The organism is Stenotrophomonas sp. 82F1, from assembly GCF_056861525.1.
Map to the genome: position 1 here is coordinate 292,110 of NZ_JBSPUD010000004.1, position 17,997 is coordinate 310,106.

The 17,997-nt window shown below is 66.3% G+C and carries 13 protein-coding genes and 1 riboswitch; of the genes, 3 read left to right on the forward strand and 10 right to left on the reverse strand.

The window, feature by feature from the left end:
- Positions 1–7: 7 nt before the first annotated feature.
- Positions 8–646: a 16S rRNA (guanine(527)-N(7))-methyltransferase RsmG gene (gene rsmG, locus AC13GI_RS07545; protein WP_033832551.1), complete on the reverse strand. Its 639-nt coding sequence runs from the start codon at positions 644–646 to the stop codon at positions 8–10.
- A gap of 39 nt (positions 647–685) precedes the next feature.
- A complete protein-coding gene (locus tag AC13GI_RS07550) occupies positions 686–1,285 on the reverse strand; it encodes a 4'-phosphopantetheinyl transferase family protein (RefSeq protein WP_089237883.1) in 600 nt (199 codons plus the stop codon).
- An 84-nt stretch (positions 1,286–1,369) separates the two neighbouring features.
- On the opposite strand from AC13GI_RS07550, the gene AC13GI_RS07555 reads away from it, so the two are divergent.
- On the forward strand, positions 1,370–1,621 hold the full coding sequence (locus AC13GI_RS07555; RefSeq protein ID WP_025878785.1) for a GlsB/YeaQ/YmgE family stress response membrane protein: 252 nt from the start codon (positions 1,370–1,372) through the stop codon (positions 1,619–1,621).
- Between the two features lie 51 nt (positions 1,622–1,672).
- Here AC13GI_RS07555 and xth read toward each other — a convergent pair whose 3' ends face one another.
- The 4 genes from xth to AC13GI_RS07575 form a co-directional block, all read right to left on the reverse strand.
- Positions 1,673–2,440 (reverse strand): exodeoxyribonuclease III, encoded by a 768-nt coding sequence (xth, locus tag AC13GI_RS07560; RefSeq protein WP_482995958.1) that lies wholly within the window; start codon positions 2,438–2,440, stop codon positions 1,673–1,675.
- 65 nt (positions 2,441–2,505) lie between these two features.
- Positions 2,506–3,912, reverse strand: coding sequence for a coniferyl aldehyde dehydrogenase (locus AC13GI_RS07565; protein ID WP_482995959.1), 1,407 nt, complete (start codon positions 3,910–3,912; stop codon positions 2,506–2,508).
- 270 nt (positions 3,913–4,182) lie between these two features.
- On the reverse strand, positions 4,183–5,838 hold the full coding sequence (locus AC13GI_RS07570) for an MFS transporter (RefSeq protein WP_482995960.1): 1,656 nt from the start codon (positions 5,836–5,838) through the stop codon (positions 4,183–4,185).
- A 111-nt stretch (positions 5,839–5,949) separates the two neighbouring features.
- A complete protein-coding gene (locus AC13GI_RS07575) occupies positions 5,950–7,371 on the reverse strand; it encodes a DcaP family trimeric outer membrane transporter (protein ID WP_482995961.1) in 1,422 nt (473 codons plus the stop codon).
- A 245-nt stretch (positions 7,372–7,616) separates the two neighbouring features.
- Between AC13GI_RS07575 and acs the strand changes: the two genes are divergently transcribed.
- Together acs and AC13GI_RS07585 are read left to right on the forward strand one after the other, a co-directional pair.
- Positions 7,617–9,560, forward strand: a complete 1,944-nt coding sequence (gene acs / locus AC13GI_RS07580; RefSeq protein ID WP_482995962.1) for an acetate--CoA ligase — start codon at positions 7,617–7,619, stop codon at positions 9,558–9,560.
- 95 nt (positions 9,561–9,655) lie between these two features.
- Entirely contained in the window at positions 9,656–10,321 is a 666-nt protein-coding gene (locus tag AC13GI_RS07585) for a response regulator transcription factor (protein WP_006477308.1), read from the forward strand.
- Between the two features lie 102 nt (positions 10,322–10,423).
- On the opposite strand, the gene AC13GI_RS07590 is transcribed toward AC13GI_RS07585, so the two are convergent.
- From AC13GI_RS07590 to AC13GI_RS07605, 4 genes are all read right to left on the reverse strand, one after another.
- Positions 10,424–10,879, reverse strand: a complete 456-nt coding sequence (locus tag AC13GI_RS07590) for an REP-associated tyrosine transposase (protein WP_482995963.1) — start codon at positions 10,877–10,879, stop codon at positions 10,424–10,426.
- 147 nt (positions 10,880–11,026) lie between these two features.
- The gene (locus AC13GI_RS07595) at positions 11,027–11,602 is read right to left on the reverse strand and encodes a manganese efflux pump MntP (protein WP_099819933.1); all 576 of its coding nucleotides are present in this window, start codon (positions 11,600–11,602) and stop codon (positions 11,027–11,029) included.
- An 88-nt stretch (positions 11,603–11,690) separates the two neighbouring features.
- Positions 11,691–11,780, reverse strand: a riboswitch (yybP-ykoY riboswitch).
- A 252-nt stretch (positions 11,781–12,032) separates the two neighbouring features.
- Complete coding sequence (locus AC13GI_RS07600; protein ID WP_482995964.1) at positions 12,033–15,488, reverse strand: hybrid sensor histidine kinase/response regulator; 3,456 nt, start codon at positions 15,486–15,488, stop codon at positions 12,033–12,035.
- Positions 15,489–15,726: 238 nt separating this feature from the next.
- Positions 15,727–17,874, reverse strand: coding sequence for a S46 family peptidase (locus AC13GI_RS07605; protein WP_482995965.1), 2,148 nt, complete (start codon positions 17,872–17,874; stop codon positions 15,727–15,729).
- Positions 17,875–17,997 lie beyond the last annotated feature (123 nt).

Genomic DNA, 17,997 nt, shown 5'->3' on the forward strand with positions numbered 1-17,997 from the left:
GCGGGGTTCAGGGGCCTGTGACAGTGACCAGATGGCGTTCGCCGGCCAGGCCGGGCACGCTCAGCGGGACCACCTCGCGCACCTGCCAACCGGCCGGCAGCGCTGCGATCTCCTCATGCGGGTAGACGCCCTTCATGGCCAGCAGCACGCCACCGGGGCGCAGCAGGTGGCCACCGACGCGGACGATGCCGGCCAGGGTGTCCATCGCGCGCGCGGTCAGCTGATCGTAGCTGCCCGGCTCGGCCAGCGCTTCGGCGCGCGACTCGGCCACGCGGGCATTGCCCAGGCCCAGCTGGCGCACCGCCTCGCGCATGAAGCGGGCTTTCTTGCCGTTGCTTTCCACCAGGGTGACCTGCAGGCCCGGGCAGGCGATCGCCAGCGGGATGCCCGGCAACCCGGGGCCGGTACCGAGGTCGGCCAGGCTGCCATCGGCCACGAACGGCTGCATCGCCAGCGAATCAAGCAGATGGCGGGTGACCATTTCCTGCGGATCGCGGATGGCGGTGAGGTTGTAGGTGCCGTTCCAGCGGTGCAGCAACGCCAGGTAGCGCAGCAGCGGCGGGGCCAGCTCGGCAGCCAGGCCCATGCTGGCCAGGCCCTGCTGCAGCGTGGTCGCTACGCCGGCGGGAAGATCGTGTTCGCTCATGCCGACATTATCGCCGGTTTTCACTGCAGATTCGGCGATTCACTGCGGATACCAGGCCAATGCGGCGCGGAACTGGCCACTGGCCTGCCACTCGTGCAGGTGCCAGCGCGCCGCCTCGCCCAGTTCCGGGTCGCACCAGCGCAGGTGCAGCGCGCCATCGGCGGCCGGGGCCAGCTGCAGGCGGTGCAGGCCAAAGGAAATGCCCTGCCCGTGCGCCTTCAGCATGGCTTCCTTGGCGCACCACACGCGGAAGAACCAATGCTCGCGGTCGGCCTCGTCCAGGCCCTGCAGCCAGACCACTTCGTCGGGATGGAAGAAGCGCTGGATGATTTCCAGCATGCGCGGGCGCGGCCGCAGCAGTTCCAGGTCCACGCCCAACCGCACGCCTTCGCCCAGCGCCACCAGCAGCACCTCGCCGCTGTGGCTCCAGCCGGTGCCGTAGTGGGCCAGCGCGCCGCTCAGCTCGGGCCGGCCCTTGTCATCGCGCAGCAGCGGCAGCGCATCCGGCTCGCCGCCCAGGGCCTGTGCCAGCACCTGCCGGGCCTGCGGCTCACCGCGCTGACCGGGCACGTGCGGGCAGCGCCAGACGGTGACCGGACCAAACCGCCAGGGGCCGTCGAGAGTGGCTGGCAGGCTCATCCGCACGCGGCCGTCACGGGATTGCACGACGGGTTCACAGCGTTGCGCGTCAACTGGGCTCGGTTATCCACCGGAGAGTCGATCATGGGCATCATCATCTGGCTGATCGTCGGCGGCATCGTCGGCTGGCTGGCAAGCATCATCATGAAGCGCGATGGCCAGCAGGGCATCATCCTCAACATCGTGGTGGGCATCGTCGGCGCACTGATTTCGGGCTGGCTGTTCGGCGGCGGCATCAACGAAGCGATCACCCTGCGCACGTTCCTGTTCTCGCTGATCGGCGCGGTGATCCTGCTGGCGATCGTCAACCTGTTCACCCGCAAGAGCATACGCTGACGCGGAATACTGCTTGAACACGAGGCCCGGCCATTGCCGGGCCTCGTTGTTTCAACCCAACTGCACCCAGGCCGGTGCATGGTCGCTGGGGCGTTCCCAGGTGCGCGGCTCGCGGTCGATGCCCGAGGCCACCACACTGCCCTTCAATGCATCGGAGACCAGATTCAGGTCGATGCGCAGGCCGAGGTTGCGGCGGAAACCCGCTGCGCGGTAATCCCACCAGCTGAACGTGCCGGCCTCGTCGTTGTGCAGGCGGAAGCCATCGTGCAGGCCCAGCTGCACCAGCTTGGCCAGCGCGCCACGCTCGGCGGTGGAGGTCAGGATGTGGTTCTCGTTCCACACCTCCGGGTCATGCACGTCGCGCGCATCGGGGGCGATGTTGAAGTCGCCCATCACGATCAGCTTCGGATGCCGCTGCAGTTCTTCGGCGATCCACGCGTGCACCGCCTCCAGCCAGCGCAGCTTGTACTCGTACTTGTCGGTGCCGATGTCCTGGCCGTTGACCACGTACAGGTTGATCACCCGCAGGTCGCCGAAGGTGCCGGCGATGACCCGCTTCTGCTCGTCCTCGAAACCGGGAATGCCGACCTGCACGTCCTGCGCCGGCTCGCGCGACACCAGCGCCACACCGTTGTAGGTCTTCTGCCCGGCGAATACGCTGCGGTAACCGGCGGCGATCAGCGCCGAATCAGGGAACTTGTGGTCCTCCAGCTTGGTTTCCTGGATGCCGACGATGTCCGGGCCGAAGTCCTTGAGCCACTGCTCCAGGTGCGGCAGGCGAACATTGAGCGAATTGACGTTCCACGAGGCGATCTTCATGCGGGCATTCTACCCGGGTGGCCGGGATGGGCTCGGCTCTACGGGAATGCGTCACCGGAATGGCTTCACCGCAGCAGCAACCTCAACAGCCCGGCAATCTTCGAATACGGTGGCCGCAGCCGGTCACTGGCCGCCCAGCGCGACTGCCACAACACCGGCAGCAGCTTGCTCATGGCATCGAACCCAGCCTGCCCGTGGTACGCGCCCATGCCACTGGCCCCAACGCCACCGAACGGCAAACCATCAGCGGCGAAGTGCAGCAGCGTGTCATTGACCGTCACCCCACCCGCCACCACTTGGCCGAGGATGCGCTCCACCGTGGCTGTGTCATGGCTGAAGGGATACAGCGCCAGCGGCCGGTCGCGGGACACGATGTTGGCCAGCGCCGCATCCAGGTCCGGATAGGCGCGCACCGGCAGGATCGGGCCGAAGATCTCCTCGCGCATCAGATCCAGATCGTCCGGCGGGTCCAGCACCACCGTCGGCACCAGCAGCCGCTCGCGATCAGCGCGCGCCTCATCCACCTGCGCCAACGGAATCACCGGCACACCGCGTTCGCGCGCCTGCGCCAGATAGCCCTGCAGGCGCCGGTACTGGCCTTCATTGATGATCCGCGTGTAGTCATCCGCATCGCTGAAATCGCCGTAACGCTCGCGCACCTGCTGCTGCAGTGCCTGCACGAATTCGCGCTGGCGCATGCTGTCGATCAGCACGTAATCCGGCGCGATGCAGGTCTGGCCGGCGTTGAACCACTTGCCGGTGGCCAGCCGCGCTGCGGCTTTGTCCAACGGAAAATCGCGGCAGACGATGGCAGGCGACTTCCCGCCCAGCTCCAGCGTGAGTGGCACCAGATGTTCCGCCGCCGCCGCCATCACCTTGCGACCGACCGCGGTGGAACCGGTGAATACGAGATGGTCCAGCGGCAGCGAGGAAACCGCCGCCGCCACGTCCGCCCCACCCTGCGCCACCGCCACGCGCTCGAGCGGGAACACGCTGGCCAGCAGATCGGCCAGGAACGCGCTGGTGCGCGGTGTGTGCTCGGAAGGCTTCAGCAGCACATGGTTGCCAGCGGCAATCGCGGTGGCCAGCGGCACCAACGCCAACGTGACCGGATAGTTCCACGGCGAGATCACCCCGACCACACCCAGCGGCGTCGGCCGCAGCTGCGCGCGGGCTGGCCACAGCTTCCAGCCGGCAGACGCATGACGCGGCTTCGACCAGTGCCGCAGGTGGCGGCGCAGGTGGTCGATGGCCGACAGCACGCTCATGCCATCGGCCAGTTTCGATTCGACATGGGCGCGGTGGCCGAAGTCCTCGGCGATGGCCTGGGCCATTTCGTCCATGCGTTCCTTCAGCGCCGCGCGCAGGCGACGCAGATCGGCGTCGCGCTGGTCGAGCGAGGGACGCTGCGACTGCCAGGCACTGCGCAGGGTGTGCAGGATGGCGGGGAGGTCGGCGGCTGAGGTGCTCATTCCGCGACTATACGGTGTGCGCACGTGAGGCGGCGGTCTCGATGGGGTCAGATCCCTTTCGCGTGCGAAAGGGATCTGACCCCAGGCGCGAGAGGGCATGTGGCTTCGGATGCTTGTCAACCGCGATGACGGCATTGAGCGCTGTCTGTTCGCGTCTGCGGAGTTTTGTGCCGCGCGTTGCGCGGTCGCCGAGCATGGCTCGGCGCTACAGGGAAACGAAAAGGCCGTGGTCTGCACCACGGCCTCTCCTTCATCCAATGAACATCATTCCTACTTGGTGATGTCCACGTTCTTCGTCTCGCGCAGGAACAGGCCGCCAATCACCACCGACATCAGCGCGATGATGATCGGGTACCACAGGCCGTAGTACAGGTTGCCGGTACCGGCCACCAGCGCGAACGAGATCGCCGGCAGGAAGCCACCGAACCAGCCGTTGCCGATGTGGTAGGGCAGCGACATCGAGGTGTAGCGGATGCGGGTCGGGAACAGTTCGACCAGGTAGGCGGCGATCGGGCCGTAGACCATGGTCACGTACAGCACCAGCAGCCACAGCATGAAGATCGTACCGGCGTAGTTGATGCGTGCGCCGTCTGCCTTGGCCGGGTAGCCGGCGGTGGTCAGCGCGGTCTTCAGCTCGGCACCGAACGCATCGGCCTTGGCCTTGCCTTCTTCCTTGCTCAGGCCGGCGGCCTCATACGAGGTGACGCTGGCGCTGCCCACGTTGACCATTGCCAGCGAACCAGCGGCGGCCGGCTGCACGTCATACGGCACACCGGCCTTGGTCAGCGCGGCGGTAGCCACGTCGCAGGAGCTGGTGAACTTGCGCAGGCCCACCGGATCGAACTGGAACGAGCAGGTAGCCGGATCGGCCACGACCAGCGCCGGCGAGCTGCTGCGGGCCTCTTCGATGGCCGGGTTGGCGAAGTGGGTCAGGCCCTTGAAGATCGGGATGTAGGTGACGGCGGCCAGCAGGCAGCCGGCGAGGATGATCTTCTTGCGGCCGATACGGTCGGACAGCCAGCCGAAGAAGATGAAGAACGGCACGCCCAGCGCCAGCGCAGCCGCGATCAGCAGGTAGGAAGTGGTGGCATCGACCTTCAGCATGCTGCTGAGGAAGAACAGCGCGTAGAACTGGCCGCCATACCAGACCACCGCCTGGCCTGCGGCAGCACCGAGCAGCACCAGCAGCATCAGCTTCAGGTTGCCGCCCTTCAGGCTGTCACGGAACGGCGTCTTGGAACCCTTGCCCTCCGACTTCATCTGCTGGAACAGCGGCGACTCGCTCAGCTGCAGGCGGATCCACACCGACACGCCCAGCAGCACGATCGAGACCAGGAACGGAATGCGCCAGCCCCAGGCTTCGAAGGCTTCGTTGCCGAGGAAATAGCGGCAGGCCAGGATGATCAGCAGCGACATGAACAGGCCGAGCGTGGCCGTGCACTGGATGAAGCTGGTGTACAGGCCACGCTTGTCGTCCGGCGCATGCTCGGCCACGTAGGTGGCAGCACCACCGTACTCACCGCCCATCGCCAGGCCTTGGGCCAGGCGCAGGATGATCAGGATCACCGGCGCGGCGAAGCCGATCGAGGCGTAGTTGGGCAGCACACCGACCAGGAACGTCGAGATGCCCATGATCAGGATGGTGACCAGGAAGGTGTACTTGCGGCCGATACGGTCGCCGAGGCTGCCGAAGAAGGCCGCGCCGAACGGTCGCACGAAGAAGCCGGCCGCGAAGGCCAGCAGGGCGAAGATCATGCCCGTGGTTTCATTGACGCCGCTGAAGAACTGCTTGGCGATGATCGCCGCAAGCGAGCCATACAGGAAGAAGTCGTACCACTCGAAAACGGTGCCCAGGCTCGACGCGAAGATGACCTTCTTGTGTCCCTGGGTAAGTTGGGCTTTCGCCGGTGCAGGTGTTGTGGACATGGGACGCTTTCCCTCTGTAGGTGCCGACCTTGGTCGGCACGCAGTCTAGGTAGATACCGACCATGGTCGGCACTCAATCTCGGCAGGTGCCGACCGTTGGTCGGCACTCGATCAGAAGCTGTATTTCGTGGTGAACTGCAGACGGGTGATGTCGCCCTTGTTGCCGTTCTCGACCTCGCGCTTGCCGTACATCAGCTCGGCACCGACATCGACCTTGGGCAGCGGCGAGTAGAAGATGTTGCCGCGGATGCTCTGCACGCTCTTGGTCACCAGCGGGCCGAGGATGCTGTCGTTGTCGTAGTCGCTGCGCGCGTAGATCAGGTTGGTGCGCAGCTTCGGCGAGAACGCATGGCGCCAACCGACGTAGCCGGCGATCACACCGGTCGGGTTGAGCTCGTCGCGGGCCACGTCATAGGCCGAATCAGCAGTGATGCCCAGGCCGATGTAGCGGGCGATGCCCTCGCCACCGGTGAACTGGTAGTGCAGCGAATCGCTGTCACCCATCACCCACTTGCCGCCCAGGGTCAGGCCACCGGCCACCTTGTCGGCCTTGGCACCGGTGGTCTGGTTGTCGACCTTCAGCTGACGGACGATGCCGCCGACACCGAAGGTGCCCCAGTCACCTTTCCAGCCATAACGCAGGGTCAGGTCCGGCAGGCTGCCGCGATCGGAGTTGGCGCTGGCATTGGTCCAGGCGCCGGTGACCGGATTGCGCGTACCGGTGAGGGTGGTGGTTTCCGGATTCTCCAGCGCGACGCTGAAGCCGCCCTTGGTGTAACGCAGCTGGGCCTGGCGCACGAAGATCACGCCATCGGTCGGACCGACGAAGTCGACCGCTTCCGGCAGCGATGCCGCATCCATGAAGTTCGACCAGGTCTGGCCGGCCATCCAGTTGTTCCAGTACATGTACGCATGGCGCAGGGTCAAGCCATAGGTGTTGGTGGCGGTCTGGTTGCCCAGCGAATTGCCGAAGAAATCCATCTCGAAGAACGCGCCGGCCTTGTTGCCCGACTCGCTGACGTTGTCGATGCCCAGGTTGAAGCGCGAGAACTTGGCGTGGGCGTTGTAGTCCACGTCCGAGCGCTTGCCGCTGCCGCCGGCACCTTCCACCGGGGTCTGCCCGGGCAGGTACAGCGCGCGGCCGGTGGCATCGTCGGCCAGCTGGCCATCGCTGGTCTGGGTGGCCAGGAAATCGGCCTTGATGAAGCCGCCGATCTTGACCGTGGTACCCGGCGCCGCGCCGGGGGTGATGGTGGTGACCTGGATCGGCTGCTTGCCCGCAGGCACCGCCGGCTTCTGTTCGGCCTGCAGCGTGCGGACGTCGGTGACCGCCTGCTGGGTCTGCACGATCTGGGTCTGTTGCTGCTGTTGCGACGCCAGCAGCGCCTGCACCTGCCGCTCCAGTTCGGCGACGCGTGACTCCAGTGCCTTCTCTTTGGCGGTCTCGGCGAACGCCATGCCCGGTGCGACCAGGGCGACCAACAGGCAGGCCGCCAAAGGTGTGCGCACGGCTTTCAACGTACGGTGGCTCATGTTGCCCTCTCTCCCAAGTGGCAAGGTGATGCCGCGCGTGGGGCACGGTCGAGCCGAGACTGCGGGGCGTTTGCACGCACCGGCTATTGGCCATTGGTCGAACCCAGGCCTGCAGGGGCCCGACTTTCGACCAAGGTCTAACCGAAGTGGTGACGCGACCGGGGGTGGATGGGGCAAACTGAGGGGGAACGGCTGCGGCAATGCTGCGGCTGCACACACAAAGTCAACGTGCAAGTGAGGGTGCCATGGCTGATCTCTACCCCGTCGATCCGCAGTTCGCCGCCAAGGCGCGTATCGACAAGATTTCCTATGAACAGCAGTACCAGGCCTCGGTGTCCGATCCGGATGCGTTCTGGGGCAAGGCCGCCGAGCGGCTGGACTGGTCGCGCAAGCCGACGAAGATCAAGAACGTCAGCTACGACCTGGCCGACTTCCACATCAAGTGGTTCGAAGATGGCGAGCTCAACGCCAGCGTGAACTGCCTGGACCGCCAGCTGGAAAAGCGTGGCGACAAGACCGCCCTGCTGTTCGAGCCGGACAGCCCGGATGCGCCGGCCCAGCACGTGACCTATCGCGAGCTGTACGAGCGCACCTGCCGCCTCGGCAACGCGCTGCGTAACCTCGGCGTCAAGAAGGGCGACCGGGTCACCATCTACCTGCCGATGATCGTCGACGCTGCCGTGGCCATGCTGGCCTGCGCGCGCATCGGTGCGATCCACTCGGTGGTGTTCGGTGGCTTCGCGCCGAACTCGATCGCCGACCGGGTCAGCGACTGCCAGAGCAAGCTGATCATCACCGCCGACGAAGGCCTGCGTGGTGGCCGCAAGATTCCGCTGAAGGCCAACGTCGATGCGGCGCTGAAGCTGCCCGGCACGAATACGGTTGAAACCGTGCTGGTGGTGCGTCACACCGGCGGCGCGGTGGACATGCAGGCCCCGCGCGACCGCTGGTTCCATGATGTGGTCGACAGCCAGCCGGCCAGCTGCGAACCGGAACCGATGAACGCCGAGGATCCGCTGTTCATCCTCTACACCTCCGGTTCCACCGGCAAGCCGAAGGGCGTGCTGCACACCACCGCCGGTTACCTGCTGTACGCGGCCTACACTCATGAAGCGGTGTTCGACCTGCGCGAGGACGACATCTACTGGTGCACCGCCGACGTCGGCTGGGTCACCGGCCACAGCTACATCGTGTACGGCCCGCTGGCCAATGGCGCGACCTCGCTGATGTTCGAGGGCGTACCGAACTACCCCGATACGTCGCGCTTCTGGAACGTGATCGACAAGCACAAGGTGTCGATCTTCTACACCGCCCCCACCGCCATCCGCGCGTTGATGCGCGAAGGCGAGGAGCCGGTGAAGAAGACCTCGCGCGCGTCGCTGCGCCTGCTCGGCAGCGTCGGCGAACCGATCAATCCGGAAGCCTGGCGTTGGTATTACGAGGTGGTCGGCGACAGCCGCTGCCCGATCGTCGATACGTGGTGGCAGACCGAGACCGGCGGCATCCTGATCTCACCGCTGGCCGGCGCGATGGATCTGAAACCGGGTTCGGCCACCCTGCCCTTCTTCGGCGTGCAGCCGGCCCTGGTCAACGCCGATGGCGAGATCAAGGATGGCCCGACCGAAGGCAACCTGATCATCCGTGACTCCTGGCCGGGCCAGATGCGCACGGTGTACGGCGACCACCAGCGCTTCATCGATACCTATTTCCGCACCTACCCGGGCAGCTACTTCACCGGTGACGGCTGCCGTCGCGACGAAGACGGCTACTACTGGATCACCGGCCGCGTGGACGATGTGATCAACGTATCCGGCCACCGCATCGGCACCGCCGAAGTGGAAAGCGCACTGGTCTCGCATCCGAAGGTGGCCGAGGCCGCCGTGGTCGGCTTCCCGCACGACGTGAAGGGCCAGGGCATCTATGCCTACGTCACCCTGGTGGCCGAGGAAGCGCCCAGCGACGAGCTGCAGAAGGAGCTGGTCGCCTGGGTACGCAAGGAGATCGGCCCGATCGCCACGCCCGATCACCTGCAGTGGGCGCCGGGCCTGCCGAAGACCCGTTCGGGCAAGATCATGCGCCGCATCCTGCGCAAGATCGCCGAGAACGCGCCGGACCAGCTCGGCGACACCTCGACCCTGGCCGATCCGTCGGTCGTGGCCTCGCTGGTGGACGAACGCAAGGTTCGTTGATTCGCTACCCGGGGTCGGATCCCTTTCCGCAAGGAACGGGCTCTGACCCCAGGGGCTTCGGCCCCGAACAGTTCCCCCTACGGTTCCCCCCGACCATGACCACCCTCCTGATTGCCGATGACCATCCGTTGTTCCGCGAAGCCCTGCGGGGTGCCGTGCAGCGGGTCATTCCGGGCGTTCAACTGTTCGAGGCCGACAGCGTGGAAGCGTTGTATGCGCTGGCCGACCAGCACAACGACGCCGACCTGGTCCTGATGGATCTCAACATGCCCGGCGCACAGGGCTTCAATGCGCTGGTGCACATGCGCTCGCTGCATCCGCACCTGCCGGTGGTGGTGGTCTCCGCACGCGAAGAAGCCACGGTGATGCGTCGCGCACTCGACCACGGCGCACTGGGCTTCATCCCGAAATCGGCCGACTCGGACACCATCGGCCATGCGCTCGGCACCATCCTCGATGGCGAGACCTGGGCGCCGCCGGAAGCACACAACGTGCCGCCGACCGGCAGCGAAGAACGCGAAGTCGGCCAGCGCCTGCGCGAGCTGACCCCGCAGCAGTTCCGCGTGCTGCAGATGCTCGGCGCGGGCCGCTTGAACAAGCAGATCGCCTACGACCTCAACGTCTCCGAAGCAACGATCAAGGCGCACGTCACCGCGATCCTGCGCAAGCTGGGCGTGACCAACCGCACCCAGGCCGTGCTGATGGCCGGCAAGCTGGCGATCGACGACGACGCCATCGTGCTGCCGCCGGAAGAAGACTGATAGTGACGAACTTCAGAGCCGAGCATGGGCTCGGCTCTACAGACGTCATGGGGCCCCTGTAGAGCCGAGCCCACGCTCGGCTGCTCTTCGCCAGATTCCAGATCACGTTTCAAGCGGCCATCGACTCCACGCATACGGGTACTCCCCAATGCACGTAGCTAGTCCGGCGCGCACCGGATTGGCCGCCATGTAGGTCGCCTGCGTGCGCAGGCATTCATCGCTACGGAGCGCGTGATCGTAGTATCCCGGCTGCCAGATGGGAGTATCGGCATCGACGTACCTGCCGATGGAGCGGCCGCTGCGCGACTTGAGAATCTGCATGCAGCCGGCGAGCGTTCCGCTCCGCAATTGGATCAACCAATGCAGATGATCCGGCATGATCACCCAGGCCAGGGAGCATGTCCGACCCGTCCGCTCCACTGTGCGTAGCGCTTCTATCAGCAGATCGACGTTGGCCTCATCGTCGAACCAGCGCCGACGCGCGTATGTCACGGCGGTGATCGCATAGACATTGCCGGTCTGCGACCACCGACCAATACGAAGTGCGGGACTGGACATGCGGAAAGACTAGGCTGTGCCTGACCGCCCCTCCATCAGCGCAACGCCGCAAGGCGTGTCAGCCAATGCCCCAATGTAGAGCCGAGCCCATGCTCGGCTGCTTCAGGCACAAGCCGAGCATGGGCTCGGCTCTACAGCTATCCCTGCTTACGCGGCACCGTGCAGGTGCTCGTACAGGATCGTCGCACCGATGATCACCAGGATCACACCACCGATGATTTCGGCGCGCTTGCCGACCATGCTGCCGAGCACGCGGCCCAGCATGATGCCGGCGGTGACCATGGTCAGCGTGCACAGGCCGATGACTGCGGCCATCACCCCGATATGCACGTCCATGAAGGCCAGGCCGATACCCACCGCCATCGCGTCGATGCTGGTGGCGAAACCGGTCAGTGCCAGCTTCCAGAAACCATGGTGCTGCGCCGGATCTTCATCGTCCTCGCCGTTATCCGGACGCAGGCCGTTGTAGATCATGTGGATGCCCAGCGCGCCGAGCAGGCCGAAGGCGATCCAGTGGTCGAACGCTTCCACGTACTGCAGCGCGGCACGGCCAAGCAGCCAACCGATGATGGGCGTGATCGCCTCGATGACGCCGAAGATGATGCCGGCGCGCAGCGCATCACGGAACACCGGCTTGCGCATGGCTGCGCCCTTGCCGATCGCTGCGGCGAAGGCATCGGTGGACATGGCAAAGCCGATCAGGAGGATCGAAAGGGGGGACATTGGTGGCTGCTGAGGTCGGGCAAGGACGGACGCACGGCCTGCGCTCGCGCCCAACCTGATGTTGCGCGCGCGGGCCGCTGGTCTCGCCAACCATCATGGTTGTCCACGCCACGGCGCACTGGCCGAGTATGTTGACGTGGACGATTCCTGCGTAGGAATCCGGCTACTCCCCAAGGGGACGCGAAGCTTAGCACCGCGATCCGCGCGTGGCGCATTTCCAGCGAAACGCGCAGGCAGGGCTGGTTTTTATAGCGAAGGCTATATATGAGCCGCGCTTCGCGCAGGAGCCGAGCATGGGCTCGGCTCTACGGGGAGTTCGAGCTACCAAGATCTTGTAGAGCCGAGCCGATGCTCGGCTGCTCTCCAGCCAGACGGCGGAACACCGCGCTTCGCGCAGGAGCCGAGCATGGGCTTGGCTCTACAGTTGCCATCAGGCATCGCCGTTCCGGGTATCTCGCAGCGCGCCCAGGAACGCGCGCAGCGACGCCGGCTTGATCGGCTTGGTCAACAGGCGATAGCCACGATCGCGTGCCAGCCGCTTCAGCTCATCGCGGCCATCGGCGGTCAGCAGCGCACCGGGCAACGGATAGCCCGCTGCCTCGCGCAGCGCCACCAGCGCATCCAGGCCATCCATGCGGTCGTGCAGGTGGTAGTCCACCAGCATCACCTGCGGTCGCTCGGCGATCTTCTGCAGCGCCTGGTCCACTGTCGATGCGGTGATCACCTGCACCTGCCAACGCCCCAGCAGCGCGCGCATGCCATCGAGGATCTCCTCGTCGTTGTCAACGCACAGCACGCGCAGGCCCGCCAGCGAATCACTACGGACCGGCGGTGCCGTCGCCGCCAGGGCGACCGCTTCGGTATAGCCCGGCAACGGCGCCACCCGCGGCAGGATGATCGAGAACATCGAGCCACTGCCAACCCGGCTGCGCGCGTTCAAGCGATGGTCGAGCAGGCGCGAGATGCGCTGGCAGATCGACAGGCCCAGGCCCAGGCCCTGCTCGCCCCAGTCGAACGGCTGCTGGTAGCGGTGGAACTCATCGAAGATCTGCCGCATGTGATGCTCGGGAATGCCGGGACCGGTGTCCCACACCTGCAGTTCCACTTCGTCGCCGCGCTGGCGCACCGCCAGCACGATGCGCCCCTGCCGCGTGTAGCGCAGCGCATTGGCAAGGAAGTTCTGCAGCACGCGACGCAGCAGGCGACGGTCGCTGCGCACCCAGGTGGTACGCGCGAACAGATCCAGGCGCAGCCCACGTCCGGCCGCAACCGGTGTGTACTGCGCGGCCAGCTCGCGCATCAGCGCACTGACGTCGAATTCGCCGATCACCGGATGCAGGCCGCCGGCATCCAGCCGCGACACGTCCAGCAGCCCATCCAGCAACTCCTCGGCCGCACGCAGCGACGCATCCACGCGCTCGGCCAGGTGCTTCTGCTCGTCGCTGACATGGTCGCTGTCGCGCAGCGCCGAAGCAAACAGTCGTGCCGCGTTCAACGGCTGCAGCACGTCATGGCTGATCGCGGCCAGGAAACGGGTCTTGGACTGCTGCGCGACTTCCGCAACATGCGAGCGCTCGGCCACGCGCTGTTCCAGCGTTTCGTTGGCTTCCAGCAGCGCGCGTTCTGCGTGCTTGTAGTCGGTGATGTCGTTGTAGCTGGTGACGTAGCCGCCGCCGGGCAGTGCCTGGCCACGCATTTCGATCACCTTGCCATCGCTGCGGGTGCGCTCGAACACATGCGGCGAACCGGCGCGCATATAGCCGATGCGACGGTTGATCTGCACTTCGATATCGCCCTCGCCCAGCTCACCACGCTCGGCGTTGTAGCGGATCAGGTCGGCCACCGGGCGCCCCACGTAGAGCATCCCATCGGGGTAACCGAACATGTCCTGGTAGCGCCGGTTCCAGGCGGTCAGGCGCATGTCCGGGTCGACCACGCTGACCCCGGCGCTGATGTTTTCCAGCGTGGTCGACAGGATCTCGCGATTGAAGCGCAGCTCCTGGCCCGCTTCGTCCAGCACCGCCACCACTTCGCCCAGGTCCATGCCCGAGCCGCGCAGCAGGCTGGTCAGCAGCAGGCGCGCGGACGCCGCACCGATCGACGCCGCCAGCAGGCGTTCGGTGAACTGCACCCAGGGTCGGTCAGCCGGTGCAGAGGACTGCAGCTCGCGCCCCAGCGACTGCGCCTGTTCGAAGAACGAGCGCCGCGCATGGCGTTCGCCGACCACGCGCGAGGCCAGTGCCAGCAGGTCGCCCACGTGCACGTGGCCCGGCCAACCGCCGGCCACTGAAGGCCGCTCGGCATAGGGATCGAGGAAGGGCGCAGCGCGCAGGCGCTCATCCACGCCCGGGCGCCAACGCGCCGATACCAGCATCATCGTCGCCGCGTTGACCAGCAGCGACCAGAACGTGCCGTGGGTCAGCGGGTCCCAGCCGGTCATGCCGAACAGCTGCTGCGGGCGCAGCCAATCGATGCCGAACGGACCGTGCTGCACCCAGCCCGCATCCATCCAGCCGGCCATCGTCATCGCCGGCAGCAGCAGGGTGTACAGCCAGGTGGCGAAGCCGAGCAGCATGCCGGTCTCCACGCCACGACGGCTGGCGCCGCGCCAGTACAGGCCACCGATCAGGCCCGGCGCGAACTGCGCTACCGCGGCGAAGGCCATCAATCCATACGAGGCCAGGGTGCTGTCGTTGCTGCTGCTGCGGTAGTAGCTGTAGGCCATCAGCGCCAGCAGCAGAATCGCCAGGCGGCGGATCCACAGCACGCGCGAAGCGACGTCGGCCGCTTCCTGGTGATCGCCACTGCGACGCAGCAGCACCGGCATCACCAGATCGTTGCTGACCATCGTCGCCAACGCGATCGAGGACACGATGACCATGCCGGTGGCGGCAGAGAACCCGCCGATATAGGCGATCAGTGCCAGCGCGTTGCGGCCCTCGGCCAGCGGCAGGGCCAGTACCATCGAGTCATCGGCCACGCCGCTTCCGGTACCGAACAGGCTGATGCCGGCGGTGGCGATCGGCAGCACCATCGCCGAAATCAGCACCAGGTAGCCGCCGAACATCCAGCGCGCGCGGCGCACGTCGCGCACGTCGCCGCACTCGACCACCGCCACGTGGAACTGGCGCGGCAGGCAGATGATGGCCAGGAAACTCAGCAGGGTCTGCGAGAGGAAACCCACCGGTGGCAGACCAGTGAACAGCGTATGCACCGACTCCACCACCGCCTCGTTGCGGTCGCTGAGCCAGACGTAAGCGAACACGCCCACCGCCACCATCGCCACCAGCTTGATCACCGATTCCAGCGCGATCGCCAGCATCATGCCGTGGTGGTGTTCGGTGGCGTCCACTTGGCGGGTACCGAACAGGGTGGCGAACAGCGCCATCAGCAATGCCACGTACAGGGCTGGATCGCTGAAGAACCCGGTCGGGCCGGTGTTGCCGGTCAGTACCTGCAGGCTCATCGCCACCGCTTTGTACTGCAGGGCGAGGTAGGGAATGATGCCGATCAGCGCGATGATCGCCACCAGCGCCGCCAGCCGCCGCGAGCGACCGAAGCGAGAGGAAATGAAGTCGGCGATGGAGACCACGTTCTGGCTGCGCGCGATCAGCGCCAGGCGCTCGATGATGCGCCAGCCGAACAGCAGCAGCAGCAGCGGACCGATGTAGATCGGCAGGTAGCCCACGCCGTTGCGCACGGCGGTGCCGACTGCGCCGTAGAAGGTCCACGACGAGCAGTACACCGCCAGTGCCAGGCTGTAGACGACCGGCCGCAGCCACGGCCGGTCCGGGTACATCGGCCGACGGTCACCCCACCACGCCACGCCGAACAGCAGCGCCGCATAGGCAACCGAGACCAGCAGCAGGATCCAGCTGGAGACCACGCGCGTGTTTCCGTCAGAGCAGGGGCCAGTAGATCATGACCGTTGGTGGTGATGGTAGGTCACGCCGGTGGCCCGCAAAGGTGGGTCAAGACCGTTGGTCGTGACGGAGGCGTCCGTGCCCACCAACGGTGGGCACCCACCGGAGGAAAAGGTGGACAGCCACTGGGAAAAGGTGGGCACCCACTGGCAGATGGTGGGCACCCACCAGGAAACGGTGGGCACCTGCCGGGTACCGGCCTTATTCCGCCGGAACGCCCATTTCCTTCAGCAGCTCGGGCGCCGGGTAGACCTTGGCCAGCAGCCAGCGCAGGTAGCGCATGTCCACGTGCACGGCGCGCTTGTAGCGGGGGTCGAACCACCAGCTGGCACTGACCGACTCCCAGTTGCTGTCGAAGTTCAGGCCGATCAGTTCGCCCTTGGCGTTGAGCACCGGCGAGCCGGAGTTGCCGCCGGTGGTGTCCAGGTTGGTCAGGAAGTTGACCGTCTGCGTCTTCAGCGCGGGATCGGCAGTGCTGCCGAAGTCGCCCTTGGCAATCGCGGCCAGCAACGGCTTGGGTGCATCGAACGGATAGGCGTTGGTGTTCTTCTCGACGATGCCGGCCACGGTGGTCACCGGCGAGTAGGTCACGCCATCGCGCGGGTGCAGCGCTTCCACCTTGCCGTAGCTGATGCGCAGCGTGCGGTTGGCATCCGGGTACACCGCACGGCCCTGCTTGGCACGCCAGGCGAACAAGGCCTGCATGTAGGCCGGGCGCAGGCGCAGCTGTTCGCCTTCGCGGGTCTTGCTCTCGTTCTCGATGCGCAGCTGCGCGGCCACCAGCGGGCCGGCCACGGCAATCAGCGGATCGGCGGCCAGCGCCTTGCCTTCGCGGGCAGCGGCGAAACGGGACAGGCGCTGCGCTTCGTCACCCAGCTGGGTGCCGGCATACAGCGTGTCCAGCGCCTGCGCCAGCTGTGCCGGGGTACGGCCGAACGCCGTGTCGAACTCGGCCACGCGCTGCGCATCCGGCAACTGCTGGTAGCGGGTCAGCAGGGTGGTCAGCAGCGCCTTCTCGACCTCGGGTGCATAGCGACGCTGTACCTGCTTCAGCACGCCCTCGATCATCGCCTGGTCGCGTTGCTGGTAGCCGGTCTCGCGCTGCGCGTCCGGCTTGGCCGATTCGATGCGCAGGCGTTCCAGCAGCAGCGCCGAGCGCAGCAGCTGGCTCTGGCCGGCCATCTGCTCCAGCAGCAGGTCACGCTCGCCCACGGCCGCACCCTGCGACAGGTTGGTCAGCAATGCCTTGATGTCGCCCTGGTACTTGCGGTCGGTGGCGGCCAGCATCGCCTGCTCGTCGGCTGCACGCTGCGCCTTGGCGTCGCTGCGCAGCAGGCCTTCAAGCTCACCGGCGGCACGCTTGCGGTTGTTCTTCAGCGACTGCAGCTGCGAGGCGTAGCGGGTACGCGCCTGCGCATCCTTGGCGCTGGCGGCCTCGATGGTATCGATCATCTGCTGGAACACCGACACCCGGCGCGGCAGCACGGTATCGATCTGGCCCGCGAATTCGGCGGCGGTGCGATGGCGGTAGGTGATGCCCGGGTAACCGGCCAGCATCGCGTAGTCACCCTCCTTCGGGCCTTCCACCGACATCTGCAGGTGCGCCGGGGCCTGGTAGGGCACGTTGTCCTTGCTGTAGGCGGCCGGCTTGCCGTCCTTGCCCACGTAGGCGCGCAGCAGGGTGAAGTCGCCGGTGTGGCGCGGCCACATGAAATTGTCGATCTCATCGCCGTAGTTGCCGATCGCGCGCGGCGGCGCATAGACCAGGCGCACGTCGCTCAGTTCCAGCTGGGCGATGCGGTAGAAGTCGGTGCCGTAATACATGTTGGCCACCGAGCAGCGCACGCTGCCGTCCTTCTCGCACTCGGCCACGATCTGCTTGCTGGCCGCATCCACCGCGTCGAAGTACGCGCGGCCGGTCTTGCCCTTGGCCTGTGCCAGCACCTGGTCGGTCACCTTGTCGAAGCCGACGGTGACCAGCACGCGGAAGTCCGGATTGGCCGGGCGCTCGTCGGCGCGGCCCTTGGCGATGAAGCCGTCGTTGATGAAGTTGTGCTCGGGCGAGCTGTTGTACTGGATCACGCCCATCGCCACGTGGTGGTTGGTCAGCAGCAGGCCGTCGGCCGAGACGAACGAGCCGGTGCCACCACCGGCACGCACCACCGCACTCAGCGGCGGCGCAGTCACGTTGGCCAGATCGGCCGGGTTGCCCTTGAAACCGGCCGCCTGCAGAGGCTTGGCCAGCTCCGGCAGCTGGGTCGGCATCCACATGCCTTCATCGGCGTGGGCGCCGGCGGCGAGGGTCAGGCCCAGGGCCAGGGCGGTGGGGAGGGCTTTGCGTGGCGACATGAGGCAATCCGGTACGACAGAACAGCCCGGGACCATAGCCGCTGGGGCCGGATGGGGCAACGGCCGATGGTTGGGGGCCTGACAGGTAGAGCCGAGCCCATGCTCGGCTGCTCTTCCGTCAGT